The sequence below is a fragment of the Affinundibacterium seohonense genome (genome assembly GCF_014284305.1).
Taxonomy (GTDB): domain Bacteria; phylum Pseudomonadota; class Gammaproteobacteria; order Burkholderiales; family Burkholderiaceae_D; genus Undibacterium; species Undibacterium seohonense.
Map to the genome: position 1 here is coordinate 118,301 of NZ_JACOFW010000001.1, position 23,064 is coordinate 141,364.

Here is a 23,064-nt window from a genome sequence, read left to right on the forward strand (position 1 = left end):
GATGAAAGTCGCAGCAATACAAATGGTGTCAGTGTCCAATCCAGACACCAATATCCAAACCGCGAAGCGCTTGCTGCAACAAGCGAAATCATTGGGTGCCGAGTTGGCAGTGCTGCCAGAATATTGGTCGATCATGGGCTTGCGTGATACGGATAAGATTGCTTATGCTGAACAGCCAACCAGTGGCGTATTGCAAACTTTTTTGGCGCAAACGGCTCAAGAGTTACAGATGAAAATCATCGGGGGTACGATACCTTTGGCGTCCAATGACGAACACAAGATATTTAATGCTTGTTTAGTGTTTGATGAAAACGGCAAACAAATAAGTCGTTACGATAAGATTCATTTATTTGGATTTAGTCATGGCGATGAAAGCTACCAAGAATCAAATACGATACAAGAGGGAAATCAGGTCGTTAGCTTTGATACTGAAATCGGCCGTATAGGTTTGGGGATTTGTTACGATTTGCGATTTCCCGAATTATTTCGCCAAATGGGACCGTGTAGTTTGATCGTACTGCCTGCGGCGTTCACTTACACCACAGGGCAAGCGCATTGGGAAGTTTTGTTACGCGCACGCGCCATTGAAAATCAATGTTATGTATTGGCATCAGCGCAAGGCGGAACACACGACAGTGGTCGCCGGACCTGGGGGCACAGTATGATCATTGATCCTTGGGGCAAAGTTGTCAGTCGTTTAGATGACGGTGAGGGCGTGGTGATTGCTGATCTGGATCTGGCGGCTATGCACACGATTCGCGCTAACTTGCCCGCCTTAAAACATCGTCGCTTGGCATGTTAGTCAACCTTCTTCCTCAGTAAAGAAGCCTATGCACAGAGTCGGAATGAAATGCTCTACAATACCAGCATTAAGCCTTACTTTGGCAACCAAACAGATAAAACACTATGACACCATTTGATTCAAATCTAAAACACCTTGCCATTGCTCGGGATATTTTGCTGACCCCTTTTGGGCTGGATGAAGCAAAATTGGCTTCAGCATTAAAAACTATGTTCACGCATAAGATTGATTATGCGGATTTATATTTTCAGTTCACCAAAAGTGAAGGCTGGAGTCTGGAAGAAGGTATCGTTAAGACAGGTAGTTTTTCGATAGATCAAGGTGTTGGTGTGCGCGCCGTGTCTGGCGATAAGACTGCATTTTCCTACTCGGATGAAATTTCCGAGCATGCCTTGCTTGAGGCCGCGGCTGCAACTCGAACGATCGCCCGAGCAGGGGCCGGTAAGATACAAGTCGCTTCGTCGATGCGTGGCATACAAGGCCATAGTTTGTTTTTGCAAGATGACCCATTGTCCTCTTTAGATGCAACACAGAAAGTAGCTCTTCTAGAACGCATAGAGAAAATAGCGCGGGCAAAAGATCCGCGAATTGTGCAAGTAATGGCGAGTCTGGCGGGTGAGTATGATGTGATTTTGGTGGCGCGCAGTGATGGTGTAATAGCTGCAGATGTACGTCCTTTAGTCAGGATGTCGTTAACTGTGATCGCTGAACAAAACGGGCGGCGTGAGACTGGTTCTAGCGGCGGCGGTGGTCGTTATAACTTCTCGTACTTTAACGATGCGATCCTTGAGCAATACGCCGAAGATGCTGTGCATTCTGCCTTGGTGAATCTCGATGCCCGTCCAGCACCAGCAGGACCGATGACAGTGGTACTTGGCTCTGGTTGGCCCGGCGTGTTATTGCATGAAGCAATAGGCCATGGTCTAGAAGGGGACTTTAACCGTAAAGGTTCAAGCACTTTCGCCGGTCGCATTGGCGATCGCGTTGCCGCCAAAGGCGTAACGGTGGTGGATGATGGCACCTTAGAGAATCGTCGTGGCTCTTTAAATATCGATGATGAAGGCAATCCTACACAATGCACGACGTTGATTGAAGACGGCATCCTGAAAGGCTATATACAAGACACGATGAATGCGCGCTTGATGAAGATGCCTGTGACGGGCAATGCTCGTCGTGAATCTTTTGCTCACTTGCCTATGCCACGTATGACCAATACCTATATGTTGGGTGGCGATAAAGATCCCGCCGAGATTATAGCGTCGGTGAAAAATGGTTTATACGCGGTAAATTTCGGTGGTGGTCAGGTCGATATCACGAACGGTAAATTCGTCTTTTCAGCGAGTGAAGCTTATATGATCGAAGACGGAAAAGTGACCTATCCAGTAAAAGGCGCAACGCTGATTGGTAACGGTCCAGACGTATTAAATCGTGTATCCATGATAGGCAATGATATGCGTTTAGATTCCGGTGTCGGTGTGTGTGGCAAAGAAGGGCAAAGCGTGCCAGTGGGTGTTGGTCAGCCGACTCTGCGCATTGATGGCTTGGTTGTTGGCGGTACAGCTTAACGCTTATCCTATTTAAGAGTTATACAAAAAATCGACGGCAAAAGTTCGTATTGTCTATACATATTTTTGCCGTTGAATCATTGCTAAAAAACCTTTATTTTTGCGACTTGTATTGAATATCACTTGGGTTCTTGAGTAGATTGCTCATACTGATTACAGTGTGATTTTTCTACGAAAGGATCAGGATGTCTAAACTTTCCTTCAATCAAGGTTCTCCCCAATTTATTCCTCTGAGCACTTATCGCGCCTATCCAGAAAGTGAAATGGAAACGCGCGCTAAAGAATTTTATGAGGAGTTGTCTCGCCGTAAAACGATCCGTGAATTCTCATCTGAGCCAGTGTCTCGTAAAGTGATAGAGCAATGCCTCCTTGCTGCGGGGACAGCACCGTCTGGTGCTAATCATCAACCTTGGCATTTTGCCGTTGTTAGCGATAAAGAATTAAAGCATCGCATCCGCGTTGAAGCCGAAATCGAAGAGCGTGAATTTTACGAACGCCGTGCGCCGCAAGAATGGAAAGATGCCTTGGCGCCATTAGGTACGGATTCGAATAAGCCTTTCCTAGAAGACGCACCTTACTTAATTGCGATCTTCGGCCAAAAAAGCACGTTGATGGATGATGGCACTGCAGTTAAGAATTACTATGTGCCGGAATCAGTGTCAATCGCGACGGGTTTTCTGATCGCAGCATTGCATCACGCTGGCTTAGCGACGCTGACACACACGCCAAGCCCGATGGGGTTCTTGAATGAATTATTAGATCGCCCTGACAATGAGAAACCTTACATCTTGTTGGTGGTTGGTCACCCAGCTGATCATTGTATGGTGCCAAATATCCGCAAGAAGCCTTTGAGTGAGATCGCTAGTTTTTTATAAATGCTTATGAGTTTATCGATATAAGCTTATGTCGTAACGCCTGTGTTAGCTCAAGGTATTTGGAAAATTACGCGCAGATTAGATAAATTGCTTGCCAATTGCGTGCTGATGTTGTTATAGTCGTCCCATTCGATCACGAGGTTTTCATGAATTTTGCACGATTTTACTTTCACTTTTACTTTAGCTATTCCAACCCTAAGGCGGTGGAGAAGCGGTAAGTTCACGTAGAAGCAAAATTGACGTACAGAGAACCCAACCGATCCAAAAAACCGCCAGTCTTGGCGGTTTTTTTTTGCCCGAGAATTTTGAGGGCATGGGATTGGAAAGTAGATCAAACTCGATTTTTAAACATTTTTTTATCTCATTGAAACTTCAGGAAAACATTATGCAACGCACAGACGATCTACGTATTCGGGAAATGAAAGAGCTGCTTCCACCTTCGCATTTGATCCGCGAATTTGCATGCTCTGATAAAGCTTCAGAAGTCACTGCTAATGCACGCACAGCCTTACATAATATTTTGCAAGCTAAAGATGACAGAATCATGGTCGTCATTGGTCCGTGTTCGATACACGATACCAAGGCAACCTTGGAATATGCAAAAAAACTAGCGGAAGCACGTGTGAAATTTGCTGGCGAATTAGAAATCGTGATGCGTGTTTACTTCGAAAAACCACGTACCACAGTTGGTTGGAAAGGTTTGATTAATGATCCGTATATGGACAATAGTTTCCGCATCAATGATGGTTTGCGCATCGCGCGTGAATTATTGTTGAACATTAACGAACTAGGTTTGCCAGCTGGCACCGAGTATTTGGATATGATTAGCCCTCAATACATCGCCGATTTAATTAGCTGGGGCGCGATTGGTGCGCGTACAACCGAGTCGCAAGTGCATCGCGAATTGGCATCTGGTTTGTCATGCCCAGTTGGATTCAAAAACGGCACAGACGGTAATGTCAAAATCGCGGTCGATGCAATCAAAGCATCCTCTCAACCACATCACTTTTTATCCGTCACCAAAGGTGGACACTCGGCGATTGTGTCCACGAATGGAAACGAAGATTGCCACATTATTTTACGTGGCGGCAAGACACCAAATTATGATGCAGCTAGCGTTGACGCCGCCGCGAAAGACATCGCTGCGAATGGTTTGCAACCACGCATCATGATTGACGCATCCCATGCGAATAGCTCAAAAAATCCATTGAATCAAATTCCAGTCTGCGCAGATATCGCGAGTCAAATTGCTGCTGGTGACGATAGAATCGTCGGCGTCATGATTGAATCCAATTTGGTCGCAGGTCGCCAAGATTTAGTTGCGGGTAAAGAGCTAGTTTATGGCCAATCGATTACCGATGGTTGTATTGACTGGACTGATAGTGTGACGAGTCTACAAGCACTCGCGGATGCTGTGAAACAACGTCGTTTGAAAGTTGCGGAATAAAGTCATTGTGAAACACTCCACTTCAGCAAATAATCGCTATTGCGCTTGAAGTGGAGGATGGCGTGTGATCGCTTATCATTTTTTCGTCAGAATCATTTGCTGACCTTCTCTCAGCATACTAACCCGTTTAAGAAAAGACATACCAAGTAGGCAAATGCCTAATTCATTTTCCTGCACAGAGGCATCGACTTGAAATAATTCGATGTCACCAACCTTGAGTGAATCGAGTCTGACAATATAGGTTGAAATGATGCCGTTTGCTGTGCTGACTCGAGACGGCCGTCCTCTTTTATAGTCAATACCCAGCTTGATTGCATCGCTTGCTGATATGGCGACAAAACTCGCGCCTGTGTCCACCATCATCCTGAGATTGCTACCGCCATTAATTTTTCCGTCAGTGAAAAAATGACCGTTTTCACTCGCTTGCAAAGTGATACTAGAGCTTTTTGTGGGGTCATTCTTGAGAACCGCATGTCCTAAAAATAAGGTTTGGCGTTTCCCATCTTGCTCGATTGTTGCGCTATTGGTGCTGATGGCAATCAATTTTGCTCCTGGTACGATTGAGGCGCCCACTACAAACATTTTTGGTGCTTTATCGTCGATCACCAACATCGCTTTCCCATTGCTTAATGCGACTAGGCTAAATTCGTTGGCATGTGCAAAGTTGGGTACTAGTGTCGCCCCGGCGATTATGATGCTGGTGAGAGCGGCGATCTTGACCAGCGACATCGTTTTGAGAAACTTTGAATTCATCGTTTGAGTCCCAATTTTTGAGTCGCTGATGGCAATTGTGTTTAGGTAATTGATTGTGTCTACTCGTTTAAAATTAATCTCGGAAGTTGTTAAATTCCAGAGGTAAATCTTTGATCTCTTTACGTAGCATCGCCATCGCCGCTTGCAAATCATCGCGCTTAGCACCAGTCACACGTACCGCATCGCCTTGTATGCTCGCCTGTACTTTCATTTTGCTGTCTTTGATCACTTTTACGATTTTTTTCGCATCTTCGGTTTGGATGCCGTTTTTGACCTTAATGACTTGTTTTACTTTATCGCCACCGATTTTATCGACCTTACCGATGTCTAAAAAGCGTACATCGACATTGCGTTTTCCCATGGTTTGTGTCACTTCCACCATAATCTGGTCGAGGTGAAATTCGCTGTCGCCAAAAATAGTAATTTCACGCTCTTTGTCTTTAAGTTCAACCTTTGCGCTTGTGCCTTTTAAGTCAAAACGATTCGTCACCACCTTGTTAATTTGTGCAATGGCGTTTTTGACTTCTTCCATATTGGCTTCTGAGACTGTATCGAATGATGGCATGCGTTTTCCTAATAGAAAAATTTGAAGTAGAAATGTGGGGTTAGTGAAAAATTGGAAAAAAACAAGATTTCACGCAGTGGCGCTATTTTAACAAAAACTTAGAGCAACTTTATAGGCAATTTGGCCCAAAGCGGAAGGGAATTCGCCTATTCCCGACTATAATCTTGTCTCTATGAAACCTGAATTAATACTACAGCAAGACGTCTCGCTACAAAGCTTAAATAGCTTTGGCATTAAAGCGAATGCCCATCGATTTTTGCGAATTGACAATCTGACTCAACTGCAAGCATTACGGGCGCACATTGTAGCGGATGTTGAACTGGCGACATTGCCACGATTAGTTCTCGGCGGAGGTAGTAACGTCATTCTGTCCGATCATTTGCCGCATTTGGTCATCCAAATGGCAATCATGGGACGCGAATTGGTCGGTGAAACGAGTGATCATTTCATCGTCCGCTCTGGTGCTGGCGAAAATTGGCATGCCTTTGTCCAATGGACACTAGAGCAAGGCTATGGCGGCTTGGAAAATCTCTCCTTAATTCCAGGCACTGTCGGTGCGTCGCCGATACAAAACATTGGCGCTTACGGTCTTGAAATACAAGACTGTTTTCATAGTCTGACCGCATTTGATTTTGTTACTGGTGAGTTAAAAACTTTTCAGAAACAGGAGTGTGATTTTGGCTATCGCGATAGTATTTTCAAAAGTGGTGAGCAAAATCGTTTTGTGATTGTCGATGTTTGCTTTGCTTTGCCAAAACAATGGCTGCCACGCTTAAACTACGGTGATGTGGCGAAATATTTGCTAGAGCGGGATATCACAGCACCGACCCCGATAGACGTCAGCAATGCAATTATTGCGATACGACAAAGCAAATTGCCAGATCCAGCAGTGATTGGTAATGCGGGAAGTTTCTTTAAGAATCCTGTGGTGTCAGCTGAACTACGGAATCAAATATTTCAACAACATCCGAATTGCGTTAGCTATCCACAAACCAACGGTGAGTTTAAGTTGGCAGCTGGTTGGCTGATCGAACAATGTGGCTGGAAAGGGTATCGCTGCAAGACCGTTGGCGTCTACGAAAAGCAGGCCTTAGTGTTGGTTAATCTTGGTGGAGCGACAGGGATCGATGTCAGAGCTTTGGCGCAAGAAATTCAAGACGATGTATTGAAAAAATTCGGCGTTGGACTCGAAGTGGAACCTGTATTTGTATAAACCATCAAGCAAAAACAAAGTCGTTCAAACCAACTTCCTTCCCCATCCAAGAAAAAACGAATGAATTCTGATAGCAATATTTTGTACGGTGATGTACTGCCTGAATTAATTAGAGCAGAGTGTTTAGCAGAGTTGCTAGAGGCGACTATTCAGGTATCTCCAGAAAAAATCGCACTTTCTAGTGAGCTTGAACAGATTAGCTATGCCGAGCTAGGCGCCCGCGCTGATTTGGTGGCCCATCATCTTGTTAAAGCAGGTGTGAAGCCAGGCGACATAGTCGGTTTGTGGTTGTCGCGCGGGATAGAATTATTGGTGATGCAAGCAGGTATCGCGAAGAGCGGCGCAGCCTGGTTGCCATTTGATGCGGAAGTGCCGGTCGATAGAATTGAAGTTTGCCTGGATGATGCGCAGGCAGTCGGTTTGTTAACCACGGACGAATTCTTGCCTCTGCTTGGGCAATTAGGAAAACCTATTTTCACAGCAGCGAATTTGTCACGTGCTGCAGATCCTCAATTATGTAAGCGCAGTGTAGTCGATGTGAATGACCCAGCGTATGTCATTTACACCTCCGGATCAACTGGCAAACCAAAAGGCATCGTCATCAATCAAGGCAGTATTTGTCACTTCTTACGTAGTGAAAATAGCGTCTTAGGAATTAATGTTGATGATCGTGTCTATCAAGGTTTTTCAGTGGCATTCGACATGTCATTTGAAGAAATCTGGATTAGTTATTTAGTCGGCGCGACTTTATGGATTGCTCCAAAAGAAGTGGCGCTCGACCCGGATGCATTGCCACGGGCTTTGATCGCCAATCAAATTACGGTATTGCATGCAGTTCCTACCCTGTTGGCATTGTTTAGCATTGATGTTCCTTGCCTGCGCTTGATTAATCTTGGCGGTGAGATGTGTCCAGCCAGCCTAGTAGATCGATGGGCAGTGAACGGGCGCAAGATGTTTAACACCTATGGGCCAACCGAAGCTACGGTTTCTGCCAGCCTAGCACCATTGCTTGCTGGTGAACCAGTCACCATCGGTATTCCTTTGCCGAATTATGGTTTGTTGGTTATCGACGCTGACGTTGAAAAAGGTTTGCGTTTGTTAGAACGTGGTGAAACCGGTGAGCTTTGCATTTTTGGTCCGGGTGTTTCGGCGGGTTATCTTGGTCGTCCTGATTTGACTGCGGAAAAATTTCTACAAAACCCTTGGGCAAACAATTTACTCAACGATCGTATTTATCGTACGGGTGATTTAGCCAAGATAGGTGAGGATGGCACCGTGCAATGCCTGGGACGCGCTGACGATCAAGTCAAGATACGCGGTTTTCGGGTTGAGTTGGGCGAAATTGAAGCAGTATTGGCAAAGCAAAACGGCGTTGGAACAGTCGCCGTAATTTTGCGTTCAGAGCAGGGCATCGATCAATTGATCGCCTTTATTGTTCGCGAAGCAGGTGCTGATGTTGACTTGGTCAATGCCAGTCACTTACGTCAAGCTTTGACGCAGAGTATACCGGCTTACATGGTACCAACGCGTTATGAGTTTTTGGATGAAATGCCGCGCCTAAGCTCAGGCAAAATTGATCGAAAGACTTTAAAAGCACAAGAGTTAGTAATGCAAGTGTCGTCATCGGAAAGTGATATTCCGGAAACAGAAGCCGAGACTTGTTTATTCGAAGCTCTAACGCGTCTTTTCCCTGGACAGACGATCCGTCGTGATGCTGATTTCTTTACTGATCTGGGCGGACATTCATTAATGGCGGCACGTTTGGTGTCGACCTTACGCTTAGATGCCCGTTTTGCGTACTTTAAGATCAGCGATATTTACCAACAACGACGCGTCGGGCAAATCGCTACCGTGATGCAAGAAGGTTTGATCAAAGCGAATGATCAAACTGAGAGCGCCGAAGCATGGACGCCACCGTCGTCGCTTAAACGCTGGGTTTGTGGCTTTGCGCAGGCGGCAATGATTCCTTGTTTGGTTGCTTTCCGTATGCTGCAATGGTTGACACCATTTTTCGCCTATCATTTCTTTACTGGTGACAGTGAAGATTCAATCCCACGTGCTGTAGCACTTTCATTAGCGTGTTTTTTACTCGTGACGATTGCCGAATTTTTCGTGGCGATTGCGGCGAAGTGGCTGATAGTTGGGCGTTTGAAAGCCGGTAAATATCCACTGTGGGGTATGACCTATTTCCGTTGGTGGCTAGTCGATAGAATTATTGAAGCTGCACCTGCCTATATGCTCGGTGGCTCTTCTATTTATACTTGGTGGCTAAGAGCGCTTGGTGCAAAAATCGGTGATGACGTATTGATCGGCTCTATCACCCTCCGTGCTGCTGATTTATTGAAAATCGAAGAAGGCGTCAGCATCGGCAATGCTTGTAATTTCGAAAACGCACGTGTAGAAAAAGGTTTTCTGCATTTGGGACGAATTGATATCGGCGCAAATGCCTACGTCGGTTCGTATGCGGTCGTTGAAGGCGGCACCTGTATTGAGCAGCAAGCGCACTTAGCTGGACAATCTTGTCTGGTGGATGGGCAGACAATTCCGGCACACCGCAGGTGGGAAGGTTCTCCAGCGCGCGATGTCGGCATGTTTGATCCACAGGCATTACCACCGCGCCCAGTCGTAAGCGGTTTCCGGAAGTTCGGTGAAGCGATATTCTTTGTATTAGGAAGTCTGAGTATTTCTGCTTTGTTTTTCTTGCCTGTTTTTCCGACATTCATTTTGATTGATTGGCTAGATACTTTGGAGTTACTGCCAAATACGCAGAATGCAAGTGTGGCCTTACAGTTAAGCGAGTATTTCGTTTTCGCATTTCCAGCGACTGGCGTGTTAATTGTTTGTACTGCGATCTTGTCGGCAGGTATACGTTGGGGACTTTTACCGAAAATGCTGCCGGGACGTTATGCCGTACACAGCAATGTGTACTGTGGAAAATGGCTGGTCAATCAAATTCAGGAATCTAGTTTGAATGTTTTACACGGTGTCTACGCGACGATTTATTCACCGTTTTGGTATCGCATGCTCGGCGCGAAAGTGGGCAAGGGCGCCGAGGTTTCTACCGCCCTTGGCGTGGTGCCGGATATGCTGACTTTGGGTGAAGAATGTTTCATTGCCGACGCAGTGATGCTGGGAGATGAAGAGATCGATCAAGGTTGGATGTCGGTGCAAGCCACCGAAGTATCGCGTCGTAGTTTTGTTGGAAATGGTGCATATATCCCTGATGGCACCGTGATCCCTGAAAACGTCTTGATTGGCGTTCATACCAGTGCGCCAGCAAACGCCGCGATGCGTAGCGGCGATACATGGATAGGCTCACCAGCAATGAATTTGCCTGCACGCGAAGAAGTTAAAGGCTTTGCTGAAAATCTGACCTTCAAGCCTTCATTATGGCGACGTGTCGCACGCGGCTTAATCGAAGCCTTCCGCATCATTGCTCCACACGCATTAGTAATTGCGATCGGCTACACCATTGTGCTTGATCTGATGCCATTGGCTGCAGAAGAACGCTGGCTTGAAGTTCTAAATTACCTCGTTGTTTCCGGTTTGTTATATGGCGCGGGATGTTTCGTGTTTATTTTCTTGGCGAAATGGATATTCATAGGCCGGTACAAGAAAAGCAGTCATCCTATGTGGACGTGGTTCGTGTGGTCTTCTGAAGCGACTACCAATTTGTATGAAGGTATAGCGGTGCCAAATTTCATGCGCTATCTGAAAGGAACACCTTGGCTGCCATTGGCATTTAATTTATTGGGGGCAAAAATCGGCAAAGGCGTGTATTTGGATACGACCGATATCACCGAATTTGATTGTGTGACGATTGGTGAGTATAGTGAAATCAATGCGGCGGCGTGCCCACAAACGCATTTGTTTGAAGACCGAGTAATGAAAGTTGACCACGTGTTGATCGGTGAACGCGTATATCTCGGTCCGCGCAGTTTTGTATTGTATAGCGCATTGGTTGGCGATGATGCGAAACTCGGTGCCTTAACGCTGGTTATGAAGGGTGAATTTATCCCAGCAAATTCTAGTTGGCGCGGTTGTCCCGCATCGATTGCTTAATCCAATAGATGGCCCGAGTTATGTTGATTTGTCGTTTGCCTACTCAATTGGAACTGGCCTGCGAACAACTTCGACAAAACGATCTGTGCTTGATTTGTGTCGATGTTGCACAAGATAGTATGCGTGAAGAGGCTCGCGTTCAAATTCGGCAGGCATTGATCAAAGTGATCGCTGCCGCGAGAAATTTGCGCGAGCGTGATGTGCATCTGCATACGGAAAAAGGGCATGCACCGCACGCTGTAACTGGTGTCGGCGCGCAATGTCGCAACTACTATTTGTCAATTACGCATGAGGATACATATGCGATGGCAGCGATTAGTAGTGCAGGTCAAATCGGAATTGACGTCGTCAAGATGAGCAGCTTCTTCGACTGGAAACATACGGCAAATTTGTATCTCGGTGAAGCGGCTGCACGTGAGATTGAGTCCAGCCGGATTGACCAACAGTTTCAGGTTTTTTTGCAAGCCTGGGCGATCCATGAAGCACGTCTAAAGTGTCTGGGCCTGACTTTGCAAGAATGGAGCGAAGAACTAGAGCAGCAAATGTCTTCAACTCGCTGTGAAGTTAGCTATGTAAGTTGGGATACGACTTACATAGCCGCTGTTGCTAGGCTACAAAGTGACAAACATAATCCAGCAATTCAGAAGTCTCAATTTCAAAACTAGAATTGGCTGGCACATGAAATTCTTGCCCCGCACCATAGCTTTGCCAATCGCTATTTCCCGCTAAACGAATGAGACATTGACCGCCATTGATTTCCATGATTTCGGCCGCGCCAGTATTGAAAACTAAGGATGATGGAAAAATCACACCGATAGTTTTTTTACTGCCATCGGCGAATAGAACGGTGTGAGAAATACATTTGCCATCGAAATAAACATTCGCTTTTTTGATGACGCTGACTTGATCGAATTGTGTGCTCATAATGATTTGAAAATAGCTTGAGTCGAAAAAATAGCCAAATTAGACGATCTAATTTGGCTATTGCTTAGTTGTTGCTTAATTGCAGATAATTGAACGTAGAGAATTAACCGCGCTTCAATTTCGCATTCGCCGCGATGCGCATACGCAAAGCATTGAGCTTAATGAAGCCACCAGCATCGGCTTGATTGTAAGCGCCGCCATCTTCATCAAATGTCGCGATATTCATGTCAAATAATGAGTCGGTTTTTGAATCGCGAGACACCGTGATCACATTGCCTTTGTACAGTTTGACGCGTACCCAGCCATTCACATTTTGTTGTGTGTGATCGATCAAAGTTTGCAATGCTAAGCGCTCTGGCGACCACCAGTAGCCGTTATAAATCAAACTCGCGTAACGAGGCATCAAATCATCTTTTAAATGCGCGACTTCGCGATCTAAAGTGATGGATTCGATCGCACGATGCGCGCGCAACATGATCGTACCGCCAGGCGTTTCGTAACAGCCACGTGATTTCATACCGACGAAACGGTTTTCGACCAGATCCAAACGGCCGATGCCATGTTTGCCGCCAAGGCGGTTCAATTCTGTCAGCACCGTTGCTGGCGACATACGTACGCCGTTCAAAGCCACGATATCGCCTTTTTCGTATTCGATGTCGAGGTATTCTGCTTGGTCTGGTGCCGCTTCTGGACTAACCGTCCAACGCCACATGGATTCTTCTGCTTCCGCACTTGGATTTTCCAAATGGCGGCCTTCAAAACTGATGTGTAAAAGATTGGCATCCATAGAGTAGGGCGCGCCACCATTTTTGTGTTTTTGATCGATTTCGATGCCAGCATCTTCGGCATATTTCATCAGTTTTTCACGGGACAATAAATCCCATTCGCGCCATGGTGCGATCACTTTGACGTTTGGCATCAAAGCATAAGCACCGAGTTCAAAACGTACTTGATCATTTCCTTTGCCAGTTGCACCGTGCGAGATAGTGTCGGCGCCAGTTTGTTTGGCGATTTCGATCAGGCGTTTTGCGATCAATGGACGCGCAATCGAGGTGCCTAATAAGTATTCACCTTCATATACCGTGTTCGCACGAAACATTGGGAAGACGAAATCACGTACGAATTCTTCACGGACGTCATCAATGAAAATGTTTTCTGGTTTGATGCCAAATTTCAAAGCCTTGGCACGCGCTGGTTCTAGTTCTTCACCTTGACCTAAGTCGGCGGTGAAAGTGACGATTTCACATTGGTAGTTGTCTTGCAACCATTTCAAAATCACGGAAGTATCCAAACCGCCGGAGTAGGCTAAAACTACTTTTCTAACGTCGCTCATAATGTGCTTTCTATTTGCTAAAAGTATGTAAACAAAAATTTCAAATCTATATATTCAGGACGAATAATTAGTTGGTTACTTTGCCGATGACTAAGTATTCAAGTAGAGCTTTTTGTACGTGCAAGCGATTCTCTGCTTCATCCCAGACGACCGATTGCGGGCCATCGATGACGCCAGCGGAAACTTCTTCGCCACGATGAGCAGGTAAACAGTGCATAAAAATCGCCTCAGGATTGGCGCGTGCCATCTTCGCTTCGTCCACAATCCAGCCATCAAAGGCTTTTAAGCGAGCTTGATTCTCAGCTTCGTAGCCCATACTAGTCCACACGTCGGTATTCACCGCGTCTACGCCAACGCAGGCATCGGACGGGTTGTCGAATACCGTGTAGTGTTCAGGTTCGACTGTCACGCACGCAGGATCAATGTCATAGCCTTTAGGTGTTGAGATATGCAGATGAAAGCCAAAGACTTTCGCTGCCTGCATCCAGGAATACAGCATATTATTGGCATCACCGATCCACGCCACTTTTTTGCCAGCGATAGAGCCACGATGTTCAATGAAGGTGAACACGTCAGCAAAGACCTGGCAAGGATGATGCTGATTGGTTAAACCATTGATGACAGGTACGCGGGAGTTCGCGGCAAACTTTTCTATCATCTCTTGTTCAAAAGTGCGGATCATGATGATGTCACACATGCGTGACATCACTTGACCCGCATCTTCAACAGGCTCACCACGACCCAGTTGGCTGTCGCGCGTATTTAAATAAATGGCCGCACCGCCCAACTGGTGCATGCCTGCTTCGAAGCTTAAACGTGTACGCGTGGAGTTCTTTTCAAATACCATCACCAGCGTTCTGTCCAGTAGCGGGTGGTAAGGTTCGTATTTCTTAAAACGATCTTTGATGATGCGAGCTCTCTGCATCAGATAGTCGTATTCATCGAGAGTCAGGTCAGAAACCTGTAAGTAATGTTTGATAGCCATAGTCAATTTTTCTGCAAAATGCGTATGAAATCTTATGCTGCAGCGGCTTCGTCTATCACCTGTTGGATGACCTTGCTTAACATGGAAATCATGGTGTCGATTTCTTCGTAGCTGACATTTAATGCTGGCATAAAACGGAGTAAATTTGGGCGTGGGGAATTAATCAGTAAACCGATTGGTTCCAAATCGCGTGCCACTTCAACTAAACGTGGGCCGATGTCGCGCCCAAGTTTAAGTGCCCGTAGCAAACCTTCACCGCGTTCGCCTTCCATCCCGAATTGGTCGGAAAGTTTAATGAGTGCTTGACTCAAATAGGCCGACTTGGCTTTCACTTCATCGAGGAAGCCAGGCGCAGTTAATGCGTTCAATACAGCGATGCCAACTGCGGTGATTAATGGGTTGCCATTGTATGTGCCACCTTGATCGCCAGGCACAAAGCAAGACACGGCTTCTTTTGCGAGCAGGGCAGCAAGTGGAACGCCACCGCCTATGCCTTTACCCAGAGTCATTATGTCCGGTTCGATACCAGATAACTGGTAGCCGAATAGTTCACCTGTACGTCCCATACCTGTTTGTACTTCATCGACGATCAACAAAACATTGTGCTTTGTCGTCAGTGCGCGCAAAGCTTGCATAAACTCACGACTTGCCGGAATGACTCCACCTTCACCTTGCACGGGTTCGAGCATGACCGCGACAGTTTTTTCGCTAATCAGTTTTTCAACGGAAGCGATATCGTTCAGATCTGCTTTCGGGAAACCCGTCACTTGCGGTGCGAATATCGTATCCCAACCAGGTTTGCCTGAGGCGGACATGGTAGCCAAAGTACGGCCATGGAAGCCGTGATCAAAGGTGATGATTTCAAAAGCGCCATTTTTATTTTTCTGACCCCATTTACGCGCTAATTTAATGGCGCCTTCATTGGCTTCTGCGCCACTGTTAGCAAAAAATACGCGATCAAAGCAGGAATGTTGCGTGAGTTGATCGGCCAGCTTGATCATGTTTTCATTGTAGAAAGCAGGCGAAGGATTCAGCAATTTGCCTGCTTGTGCGACGATCGCGTCTTCTATGCATTTTGGTGAATGACCGAGGCAATTGACCGCCCAGCCTTGCAAATAATCGAGATAGCGTTTGCCCTTATGGTCAGTCATCCACATGCCTAGCCCTTCCGTAAACACCAATTCTGGGCGTGGTGTGATGTACATCAGGGCGTTGACGTTGTACTGACTAAATTCCATTTCAAAACTCCTTAAAGATAAATGCAAACTGGGATGTAAAGATGTTACAGCAGAAGTTACTTCGATTTGATGACAAAAAAAAACCACAGGGCTTGAGCCTGTGGTTTTATCGTGACCTTGCTTTTCTTACGCGCAAGACTTCCCAGGCTCGGTTTGCGAACAGCGGCGTCGAGCGATATTTGGTGAAGACATGTCGGTAAAATTTTTCATGGGCGTAGTGTAACGGTTTTTTTGCGATTTTGCGCACTGCAATACTGAAAAAAATCAAAAAAAATGAAAAATAATTTCATCGATTTAAATAAATTATTTTTTTGCTAAATCCGCTTCCGAAGTGAATGAGTCGGCAAAAAACTCATCTGAGGGCAATTGTGACTTCGCCACAAAATCTCGTTTTGCTGATTCCACCACGATAGGCGCACCGCAGGCATAAACTTGATACATCGATAAATCTGCGCAATCATCGACCACAGCTTGATGTACGAAACCTGTACGGCCATTCCAATTGTCTTCTGTCTTCGCATCGGAGACCACCGGTGTGTATTTGAAATTCTCAAGCTTACTTGTCCATTCTTCGCATAGTGCATGCATGTACAGATCTTGTGGGCGACGGCCACCCCAATACAAGTGAACGACGCGCTTAGAATCGATATGAATCAAATGTTCAATGATGGCCTTGATAGGTGCAAAACCAGTACCTGATGCCAGCAAAATCATCGGCTTGTCTGATTCTTCACGTAGGTAGAAACTACCTTGTGGGCCTTCAAAGCGCATAATGTCTCGCTCTTTGAGAGTGGCGAATACTTGGTCGGTGAAGTAGCCACCGGGCATATGACGGACATGCAAGCTCAATGGGCCGTCGATATGTGGTGCGTTTGCTAAACTGTAACTGCGGCGCTTCCCATCTTTTAGCAAGAATTCGATATATTGCCCAGCGCGATAATTGAGTTTTTCGTTTGCAGGCAACTGCAATTCGATGAGCATAACGTCATCAGATAATTTTTCTAGCTTGGCGATGCGACTTGGTAGTTTCTTGAGAGGGTAGTCGTCGTCAGCCAGCATTTCACGGGCTTCGATATTCAGATCAGATTGCGGTTTTGCGCAACAGAATAACGCGCCACCTTGTGCTTCTTCTTCGTCACTCAAGGCTTTTTGCTGATGATTGCCGTGTACGACTTGGCCAGCATTAACTTTACCCTTACAGGAGCCACACGCACCATTTTTACAGCCGTATGGCAGAATAAGACCTGCGCGTAGGGCGGCAGACAATACAGTTTCATCAGTATCGCAACTAAATTGGCGACCACTTGGAGAGATTGTTACTTGAAACGTCATACGATTCCTGAATTCAAAAAAACTAAATAATATAAAACCCATGCAGCCAGGTATTTCTAAAGCAAGTCACACCGTCAAATTTGCAAAACCCCGATGCCTAATTATTGGCTGCGGTGATGTTGGTATGCGCTTGTTACCTCATCTGGTTGATCGCTTTCGGGTGTTTGCGGTGACGAGTCAAGGCGCAGACTCAGAACGCTTTGCAAAACTGCGTGCTGCCGGTGCTATTCCGGTGTTTGCCGATTTAGATCAAACTGATACGGTAAAACGATTAGCCGGACTCGCCAAAACTATCATACATCTGGCACCGCCAAGAAGTGACGGCGAAATTGATGTTAGAACCAAGCATTTAGCCGCCATTTTACCTGAGAAGGCGCATCTTGTTTATATCAGCACCACAGGTGTGTATGGTGATTGTGGTGGAGCACAGTTTGATGAAACCAGAACTTTGAATCCCAATAATCCCCGAGCTAAGCGCCGCGTTTCTGCGGAAAATATTCTGCGTGAATGGGCTAGGCGACGCAGTGGAATTTTGTCTATTTTGCGGGTGCCAGGAATTTATGCAGCCGATCGTTTGCCAATTGAACGTTTGCGTAAAGGAACGCCTGCATTGATTGAGTGCGACGACGTGTACACAAATCATATTCACGCGGAAGATCTTGCTATTTTGATTAAATTGGCAATATTTCGAGCGCAGCCAAATCGTGTTTATCATGCGGTGGATGATAGTGATTTGAAAATGGCAGACTATTTTGATCAAGTTGCTGATCACTTTCAGTTACCGCGCGCACCACGTTTGCCACGGGTTGAATTGGAGAAGCAGGTTTCATCGATGCTTTTGTCTTTTATGTCAGAGTCGAGACGCTTGCAGAACCAAAGGATCAAAGTGGAATTGGGCGCGCGTTTGATCTTCCCTACGGTCGCTGATGCCCTAAAACAAATTTCAGATCAAGCTTAGGCCGCATAATTGTGGCAATGCGGCAAAGCGAGCGTCGCAGGAGTACAATGTTCATTCTTATCTATTGAATCTGGTTCTATCATGTCTGCCCAAGCCTTAAGCCATGTCCCTCGCGTTGATCTGAATGTTGATCTGCATTGTCATTCCACCGTTTCAGATGGTGTTTTAGCACCGGCCGCAGTTGCGCAGCGGGCGCATGCGCAGGGGGTCGATGTCTGGGCCTTGACCGACCACGATGAAGTCAGTGGTATAGCCGCAGCGCGTGAGGCTGCTACTGATTTGGGTATGGATTACGTGACAGGTCTTGAAATTTCAGTAACTTGGGCCAATAAGACGATTCATATCGTCGGCCTCAATATCGATGAAACAAACCCTGATCTGTTGGCGGGTTTAGTTAAAACCCGCTCTGGGCGTCAACGCCGCGCCGAAGATATGGCGGCGGATTTAGCCAAGCTTGGTATTCCAAACTGCTATGAGGGGGCGCTAAAATATGTCGGCAATCCTGATTTGATTTCTCGTTCGCATTTCGCGCGTTACTTAGTCGAGATTGGTGTCTGCGAAGATGTTTCTGCAGTATTTAAATCCTATTTGGCGGATGGTAAACCTGGTTTTGTGCCGCATCGCTGGGCTACGTTGCCGGAAGCGATAGGGTGGATACGTGGTGCTGGTGGGGTTGCTGTTGTGGCGCATCCGGGACGTTATGATTTAACGCCTTTGGCTTTCGACGCCTTCTTTAATGAATTTAAAAATCTTGGCGGTACGGCAATCGAAGTTGTCACCGGTAGTCATACAGTTGATCAATACGACGAATACGCTAAAATCGCGAACCGTTATGGATTTATGGCCTCACGTGGGTCAGACTTTCACGCACCGGATGAGAATTTGCCAGACTTGGGGCAATTGCCTGAACTTGCTAAGGGATTGACGCCAGTTTGGCATAGTTGGATCAAATGATTCTGTGTTGCGGGCAGGACTTGAAATTATGCAGAAGACACCCATATTGCATCATGCACAGTCCCTCGTAGTTCGTGTTTTTGCTTAGGTTTTGGAGAAATGTATATGAAACGTATCGTCTTATTTTTAGCCACCAATATTGCTGTCATGTTGGTGATGACCGTGATTTTGTCGATGTTGGGTGTCAATAATTATTTGACGGCTAAAGGTTTGAATCTCGGTTCCTTGGCCGTGTTTTCCTTAGTAGTCGGTTTTACTGGCTCTATATTTTCATTGCTCATCAGTAAGCCGATGGCGAAATGGTCAACTGGCGCGCGCGTGATCGATAACCCATCTTCTTCCACAGAATTTTGGTTGATCAGTACAGTAAAAACTTTGTCAGAACGCGCTGGTATCGCGATGCCAGAGGTTGCCGTGTATAACGGTGAAGCTAACGCTTTTGCCACCGGTGCCTTTAAAAATTCTGCTTTGGTCGCTGTTTCAACTGGTCTACTGGAAAGTATGACCAAAGAAGAGGTCGAAGCGGTTTTGGGACACGAAGTTGCCCACATTGCGAATGGTGATATGGTGACGATGACTTTGATTCAAGGCGTGGTAAATACCTTTGTAGTGTTTCTATCGCGGATTGCTGCTTATGCGGTTGATAGTTTCTTATCTAAGAATGATGAAAATCATACGCCAGGAATCGGCTTTCATATCGCCTCTTTTGTATTTCAAATTTTGTTTGGTATCGGTGCCTCTTTAATTGTTGCATGGTTCTCACGCCAAAGGGAATTCCGTGCGGATGCTGGCGCAGCGAAATTATTGGGCAATCGTCAGCCTATGATTAATGCATTAGCGCGTTTAGGTGGCATGGCGCCGGGCGAGCTACCACAGTCGATGGCGGCAGTTGGTATCAGTGACAAACCGGGCTGGGCTGAATTATTTTCTACGCATCCACCCATGGCTGCGCGTATCGCCGCGCTTCAGCAATTAAGATAAGCAAGAAAATCAGTAAGATAATCAACGGAGGCTCTGCCTCCGTTGTCACATTTGTAGACTTTATTTATGAGCCAATTTTTTCAAATTCATCCTGATAATCCGCAGTTACGCTTGATCAAACAAGCGGTACAAATTATTGATCAGGGCGGCATTGTCGCTTTGCCGACGGATTCTTGTTATGCGCTGGTTTGTCATCTTGATGATAAAGATGCCGTAATGCGCTTACGCCGAATTCGTGGTGTCGATGAAAAGCATCACTTGACTTTGTTATGCCGCGATTTATCCGAAATTGCACAATATGCCAAGGTGGATAATCGCCAGTTCCGAATGTTGAAGGCGGCAACGCCGGGGGCTTATACCTTTATTCTGGAAGCGACCAAGGAAGTGCCACGCCGACTAAGTCATCCATCTCGTAAAACGATAGGCTTGCGCGTACCAGAAAATCCCATTACTCACGCTTTGTTGGAAGAATTGAAGCAACCATTGTTGGGAACTACACTGATTTTACCGAACGAAGATGAGCCATTAACCGATCCTGAATTAGTCCGCGCGCGTTTAGAAAAGCAAATCGATTTGGTGATTGATGGCGGTGCTTGCAGTCTAATTCCAACGACCGTTATCGACATGACGCAGGAAACGCCGGAGCTGATTCGCCAGGGGCGTGGTGATGCGGCTTTGTTTGGTTTGTAAATCGTTAAAGCAATGCTTTGCCATAAAAAATAAAACTAAGGACGAATTAAATTCATGGATGCATTAGTACAAACCATTGCGGTGTATGCGATTCCTGTCATTTTGGCGATTACTTTGCACGAGGCCGCGCATGCCTATGCCGCGAAATATTTCGGCGATTTAACGGCATATAGCCAAGGGCGTATGAGCTTAAATCCTATTGTGCATATCGATCTTTTGGGTACGATTATTATCCCAATAGTCTTATATTTAGCGACTGACGGACAGTTTTTGTTTGGCTATGCAAAGCCTGTTCCAGTCAATTTTGGTGCTTTGCGTAAGCCTAAGCGCGATATGGCTTGGGTCTCTTTAGCCGGGCCAGCGTCGAATTTTTTCATGGCTTTTTTGTGGATGATTTTGGCTGTACTGTTAGTCGCGTTTAAAGTCGAACATGAGTTTTTCTATCGGATGGCGCAAGCGGGACTGTTGACTAACTTGGTCATGTTCGCATTTAATCTGTTCCCAATTCCGCCGTTAGATGGTGGACGTATTTTGACGAGTTTGCTGCCACATCGACAGGCGTATCAGTTCGCCAAGATTGAACCCTATGGTTTTTTTATTGTCATGGCTTTGGTGTATTTTAAGATTTTGCAATTTTGGATGTACCCATTGATGAACATCGCCCAGTACATTTTGCAGCTGGTGTTGACGCCATTCACGATGTTGCTTAAGTGAGTGCTTTTTTAGTGAGTTTGTATGAATAATGGACGTCCATCGCTATGGGTACAGCGCTTTCTAGAAGAGATTCCTAAATCAAAAGGACCCATACTCGATTTGGCCTGTGGTGCCGGTCGGCATACCCATTTATTGCTGGCAGCAGGCCATGAGGTATGGGCGGTAGATCGTGAGGTTGAATCTTTGGCAGCACTAGAGCAGTTGGGTGCCACATGTTTCAATATCGACCTTGAACAAGATAATTTTAAGTGGCCATTTGCGGCAGAGCAGTTTGCAGGCATCGTCGTAACTAACTACTTGCATCGTCCCTTGATGTCTTCGATTTTGCCATCACTCGTGGAGCAGGGCGTTTTGATTTATGAAACCTTTGCGACAGGAAATGAGAAATACGGTCGGCCACGTAATCCTGATTTTCTGTTGCAAGAGAATGAACTGCTTAAGCATTTTGTCTGCACAAGAACAGATGGTTGGTACCAGCAATGTTTGGCTTTTGAACACGCGTATGTCAACGAGTTCACCGAGGCGATCGTTCAACGGATTTGCGTCCGGCGATTGCGTGAATAACTGACCACGAATAGACTCACTTTGCGCATTTCTCGTTCGTTATGTTTGATGTTTGAACTTGTTTTTCCACTAGCCAAGTTTATCGACGGTTTAGTTTCTGTCAGGAAGCGTTTTGTATGGGATTCTTCTGGAATCCGCCTTCGATTCTCTCCCATAGCTGGTAACGATCCGCTACAATAATGGCTTTACTTTTCTCACCCGCTAAGATGACAACGATACAAGGAAGTTTGGTCGCAATCGTGACCCCTATGCATGCCGATGGCAGTCTCGATATTCCAACGCTGCGCAAGCTGATAGATTGGCATATCGCCGAAGGTACGGATGGCATCGTGATTGTTGGCACCACCGGAGAATCTCCGACTGTGAGTGTTGAGGAACATTGTGAGTTGATCCGTATTGCTGTGGAACATACGAATAAACGAGTTCCAATTATTGCAGGCTCCGGCGGCAACTCTACGGTCGAGGCGATCGCCTTGACTAAGTTTGCCAAAGAAGCGGGCGCAGATGCTTCGTTGCAGGTGGTGCCTTATTACAATCGTCCAACCCAAGAAGGGATGTATCAGCATTTCAAAAAAATAGCTGAGTCGGTTGATATTCCAATCATCTTGTATAACGTACCTGGTCGTACCGTGGCGGATATGTCGAATGAGACTATCGCCCGTTTGGCTCAATTGCCTGGCATTATCGGTATCAAAGAAGCCAGCGGTAACTTAGGCCGTGATCTGGAATTGTTGCGTATGGTGCCGCCATCATTTGCGGTGTATTCCGGTGATGATCCAACTGCAATGGCTTTAATGTTCTGTGGTGGTAAAGGCAATATCTCAGTTACGGCCAACGTTGCGCCACGCGCGATGCATGAGTTGTGTGCTGCCGCGATGAAAGGCGAAATCTCTAAAGCAGTTGAGATTAATAATCGTTTGATTCCCTTGCATGCCAAGTTATTTGTCGAGCCTAATCCAGTACCAGTCAAATGGGCACTGGCGGAAATGGGCCTGATGCCAGCTGGAATTCGTTTGCCTTTGGTTAGCCTTTCTAGCCAATATCATGATATTGTTCGTTCCGCTTTACGTGAAGCAGGTGTATTGCAATAAGAATTTTTGACGAGTGCA

21 protein-coding genes are annotated in these 23,064 nt (G+C 46.1%); 14 read left to right on the top strand and 7 right to left on the bottom strand.

What is annotated here, in order from left to right; genetic code table 11:
- Nucleotide 1 precedes the first annotated feature (1 nt).
- From H8K52_RS00470 to aroG, 4 genes are all read left to right on the top strand, one after another.
- Nucleotides 2–802: a carbon-nitrogen hydrolase family protein gene (locus H8K52_RS00470; RefSeq protein WP_186920554.1), complete on the top strand. Its 801-nt coding sequence runs from the start codon at nucleotides 2–4 to the stop codon at nucleotides 800–802.
- A gap of 104 nt (nucleotides 803–906) precedes the next feature.
- A complete protein-coding gene (gene tldD, locus H8K52_RS00475) occupies nucleotides 907–2,367 on the top strand; it encodes a metalloprotease TldD (protein ID WP_186920555.1) in 1,461 nt (486 codons plus the stop codon).
- Between the two features lie 185 nt (nucleotides 2,368–2,552).
- Complete coding sequence (locus tag H8K52_RS00480) at nucleotides 2,553–3,242, top strand: nitroreductase family protein (protein WP_186920556.1); 690 nt, start codon at nucleotides 2,553–2,555, stop codon at nucleotides 3,240–3,242.
- Nucleotides 3,243–3,627: 385 nt separating this feature from the next.
- Nucleotides 3,628–4,689: a 3-deoxy-7-phosphoheptulonate synthase AroG gene (gene aroG / locus H8K52_RS00485; RefSeq protein WP_222613634.1), complete on the top strand. Its 1,062-nt coding sequence runs from the start codon at nucleotides 3,628–3,630 to the stop codon at nucleotides 4,687–4,689.
- Nucleotides 4,690–4,764: 75 nt separating this feature from the next.
- Here the strand turns inward: aroG and H8K52_RS00490 are convergent, their stop codons facing one another.
- A complete protein-coding gene (locus tag H8K52_RS00490; RefSeq protein WP_246464167.1) occupies nucleotides 4,765–5,442 on the bottom strand; it encodes a retropepsin-like aspartic protease family protein in 678 nt (225 codons plus the stop codon).
- 73 nt (nucleotides 5,443–5,515) lie between these two features.
- On the bottom strand, nucleotides 5,516–6,007 hold the full coding sequence (locus tag H8K52_RS00495; protein ID WP_186920557.1) for a YajQ family cyclic di-GMP-binding protein: 492 nt from the start codon (nucleotides 6,005–6,007) through the stop codon (nucleotides 5,516–5,518).
- A gap of 172 nt (nucleotides 6,008–6,179) precedes the next feature.
- Here H8K52_RS00495 and murB point away from each other — a divergent pair, with 172 nt between their 5' ends.
- The 3 genes from murB to H8K52_RS00510 are packed head-to-tail and all read left to right on the top strand — an operon-like array spanning nucleotide 6,180 to nucleotide 11,947.
- A complete protein-coding gene (gene murB / locus H8K52_RS00500; RefSeq protein WP_186920558.1) occupies nucleotides 6,180–7,220 on the top strand; it encodes a UDP-N-acetylmuramate dehydrogenase in 1,041 nt (346 codons plus the stop codon).
- Between the two features lie 60 nt (nucleotides 7,221–7,280).
- Nucleotides 7,281–11,282, top strand: coding sequence for a Pls/PosA family non-ribosomal peptide synthetase (locus H8K52_RS00505; RefSeq protein WP_186920559.1), 4,002 nt, complete (start codon nucleotides 7,281–7,283; stop codon nucleotides 11,280–11,282).
- A 20-nt stretch (nucleotides 11,283–11,302) separates the two neighbouring features.
- Nucleotides 11,303–11,947: a 4'-phosphopantetheinyl transferase superfamily protein gene (locus H8K52_RS00510; RefSeq protein WP_186920560.1), complete on the top strand. Its 645-nt coding sequence runs from the start codon at nucleotides 11,303–11,305 to the stop codon at nucleotides 11,945–11,947.
- Here the strand turns inward: H8K52_RS00510 and ppnP are convergent.
- From ppnP to H8K52_RS00535, 5 genes are all read right to left on the bottom strand, one after another.
- Nucleotides 11,889–12,206 carry a pyrimidine/purine nucleoside phosphorylase gene (gene ppnP / locus H8K52_RS00515; protein ID WP_186920561.1) on the bottom strand — a complete coding sequence of 106 codons (318 nt, stop codon included), beginning with the start codon at nucleotides 12,204–12,206 and terminating at the stop codon, nucleotides 11,889–11,891. The genes H8K52_RS00510 and ppnP overlap by 59 nt on opposite strands.
- Nucleotides 12,207–12,309: 103 nt before the next feature.
- The gene (locus H8K52_RS00520; protein ID WP_186920562.1) at nucleotides 12,310–13,539 is read right to left on the bottom strand and encodes an argininosuccinate synthase; all 1,230 of its coding nucleotides are present in this window, start codon (nucleotides 13,537–13,539) and stop codon (nucleotides 12,310–12,312) included.
- Between the two features lie 67 nt (nucleotides 13,540–13,606).
- Nucleotides 13,607–14,524, bottom strand: coding sequence for an ornithine carbamoyltransferase (gene argF, locus H8K52_RS00525; protein ID WP_186920563.1), 918 nt, complete (start codon nucleotides 14,522–14,524; stop codon nucleotides 13,607–13,609).
- A 32-nt stretch (nucleotides 14,525–14,556) separates the two neighbouring features.
- A complete protein-coding gene (locus tag H8K52_RS00530) occupies nucleotides 14,557–15,762 on the bottom strand; it encodes an acetylornithine transaminase (RefSeq protein WP_186920564.1) in 1,206 nt (401 codons plus the stop codon).
- Between the two features lie 303 nt (nucleotides 15,763–16,065).
- Nucleotides 16,066–17,094, bottom strand: a complete 1,029-nt coding sequence (locus H8K52_RS00535; protein ID WP_186920565.1) for a CDP-6-deoxy-delta-3,4-glucoseen reductase — start codon at nucleotides 17,092–17,094, stop codon at nucleotides 16,066–16,068.
- Nucleotides 17,095–17,134: 40 nt separating this feature from the next.
- On the opposite strand from H8K52_RS00535, the gene H8K52_RS00540 reads away from it, so the two are divergent.
- The 7 genes from H8K52_RS00540 (at nucleotide 17,135) to dapA (ending at nucleotide 23,046) form a co-directional block, all read left to right on the top strand.
- Complete coding sequence (locus tag H8K52_RS00540; RefSeq protein ID WP_186920566.1) at nucleotides 17,135–18,052, top strand: NAD-dependent epimerase/dehydratase family protein; 918 nt, start codon at nucleotides 17,135–17,137, stop codon at nucleotides 18,050–18,052.
- Nucleotides 18,053–18,133: 81 nt separating this feature from the next.
- Nucleotides 18,134–19,006, top strand: coding sequence for a 3',5'-nucleoside bisphosphate phosphatase (locus H8K52_RS00545; protein ID WP_186920567.1), 873 nt, complete (start codon nucleotides 18,134–18,136; stop codon nucleotides 19,004–19,006).
- Nucleotides 19,007–19,111: 105 nt separating this feature from the next.
- Entirely contained in the window at nucleotides 19,112–19,987 is an 876-nt protein-coding gene (htpX, locus tag H8K52_RS00550) for a protease HtpX (RefSeq protein ID WP_186920568.1), read from the top strand.
- Nucleotides 19,988–20,053: 66 nt separating this feature from the next.
- Nucleotides 20,054–20,677, top strand: a complete 624-nt coding sequence (locus H8K52_RS00555; RefSeq protein ID WP_186920569.1) for an L-threonylcarbamoyladenylate synthase — start codon at nucleotides 20,054–20,056, stop codon at nucleotides 20,675–20,677.
- Nucleotides 20,678–20,731: 54 nt separating this feature from the next.
- A complete protein-coding gene (locus H8K52_RS00560; RefSeq protein WP_186920570.1) occupies nucleotides 20,732–21,391 on the top strand; it encodes a site-2 protease family protein in 660 nt (219 codons plus the stop codon).
- A 21-nt stretch (nucleotides 21,392–21,412) separates the two neighbouring features.
- Nucleotides 21,413–21,955: a class I SAM-dependent methyltransferase gene (locus H8K52_RS00565; protein ID WP_186920571.1), complete on the top strand. Its 543-nt coding sequence runs from the start codon at nucleotides 21,413–21,415 to the stop codon at nucleotides 21,953–21,955.
- A gap of 206 nt (nucleotides 21,956–22,161) precedes the next feature.
- The gene (gene dapA / locus H8K52_RS00570) at nucleotides 22,162–23,046 is read left to right on the top strand and encodes a 4-hydroxy-tetrahydrodipicolinate synthase (RefSeq protein ID WP_186920915.1); all 885 of its coding nucleotides are present in this window, start codon (nucleotides 22,162–22,164) and stop codon (nucleotides 23,044–23,046) included.
- Nucleotides 23,047–23,064: the final 18 nt, after the last annotated feature.

Coding starts and splice junctions, on each gene's coding strand:
- H8K52_RS00470 (WP_186920554.1), top strand. CDS start 2: ATGAAAGTCGCAGCAATACAAATGGTGTCAGTGTCCAATCCAGACACC.
- tldD (WP_186920555.1), top strand. CDS start 907: ATGACACCATTTGATTCAAATCTAAAACACCTTGCCATTGCTCGGGAT.
- H8K52_RS00480 (WP_186920556.1), top strand. CDS start 2,553: ATGTCTAAACTTTCCTTCAATCAAGGTTCTCCCCAATTTATTCCTCTG.
- aroG (WP_222613634.1), top strand. CDS start 3,628: ATGCAACGCACAGACGATCTACGTATTCGGGAAATGAAAGAGCTGCTT.
- H8K52_RS00490 (WP_246464167.1), bottom strand. CDS start 5,442: ATGAATTCAAAGTTTCTCAAAACGATGTCGCTGGTCAAGATCGCCGCT.
- H8K52_RS00495 (WP_186920557.1), bottom strand. CDS start 6,007: ATGCCATCATTCGATACAGTCTCAGAAGCCAATATGGAAGAAGTCAAA.
- murB (WP_186920558.1), top strand. CDS start 6,180: ATGAAACCTGAATTAATACTACAGCAAGACGTCTCGCTACAAAGCTTA.
- H8K52_RS00505 (WP_186920559.1), top strand. CDS start 7,281: ATGAATTCTGATAGCAATATTTTGTACGGTGATGTACTGCCTGAATTA.
- H8K52_RS00510 (WP_186920560.1), top strand. CDS start 11,303: ATGTTGATTTGTCGTTTGCCTACTCAATTGGAACTGGCCTGCGAACAA.
- ppnP (WP_186920561.1), bottom strand. CDS start 12,206: ATGAGCACACAATTCGATCAAGTCAGCGTCATCAAAAAAGCGAATGTT.
- H8K52_RS00520 (WP_186920562.1), bottom strand. CDS start 13,539: ATGAGCGACGTTAGAAAAGTAGTTTTAGCCTACTCCGGCGGTTTGGAT.
- argF (WP_186920563.1), bottom strand. CDS start 14,524: ATGGCTATCAAACATTACTTACAGGTTTCTGACCTGACTCTCGATGAA.
- H8K52_RS00530 (WP_186920564.1), bottom strand. CDS start 15,762: ATGGAATTTAGTCAGTACAACGTCAACGCCCTGATGTACATCACACCA.
- H8K52_RS00535 (WP_186920565.1), bottom strand. CDS start 17,094: ATGACGTTTCAAGTAACAATCTCTCCAAGTGGTCGCCAATTTAGTTGC.
- H8K52_RS00540 (WP_186920566.1), top strand. CDS start 17,135: ATGCAGCCAGGTATTTCTAAAGCAAGTCACACCGTCAAATTTGCAAAA.
- H8K52_RS00545 (WP_186920567.1), top strand. CDS start 18,134: ATGTCTGCCCAAGCCTTAAGCCATGTCCCTCGCGTTGATCTGAATGTT.
- htpX (WP_186920568.1), top strand. CDS start 19,112: ATGAAACGTATCGTCTTATTTTTAGCCACCAATATTGCTGTCATGTTG.
- H8K52_RS00555 (WP_186920569.1), top strand. CDS start 20,054: ATGAGCCAATTTTTTCAAATTCATCCTGATAATCCGCAGTTACGCTTG.
- H8K52_RS00560 (WP_186920570.1), top strand. CDS start 20,732: ATGGATGCATTAGTACAAACCATTGCGGTGTATGCGATTCCTGTCATT.
- H8K52_RS00565 (WP_186920571.1), top strand. CDS start 21,413: ATGAATAATGGACGTCCATCGCTATGGGTACAGCGCTTTCTAGAAGAG.
- dapA (WP_186920915.1), top strand. CDS start 22,162: ATGACAACGATACAAGGAAGTTTGGTCGCAATCGTGACCCCTATGCAT.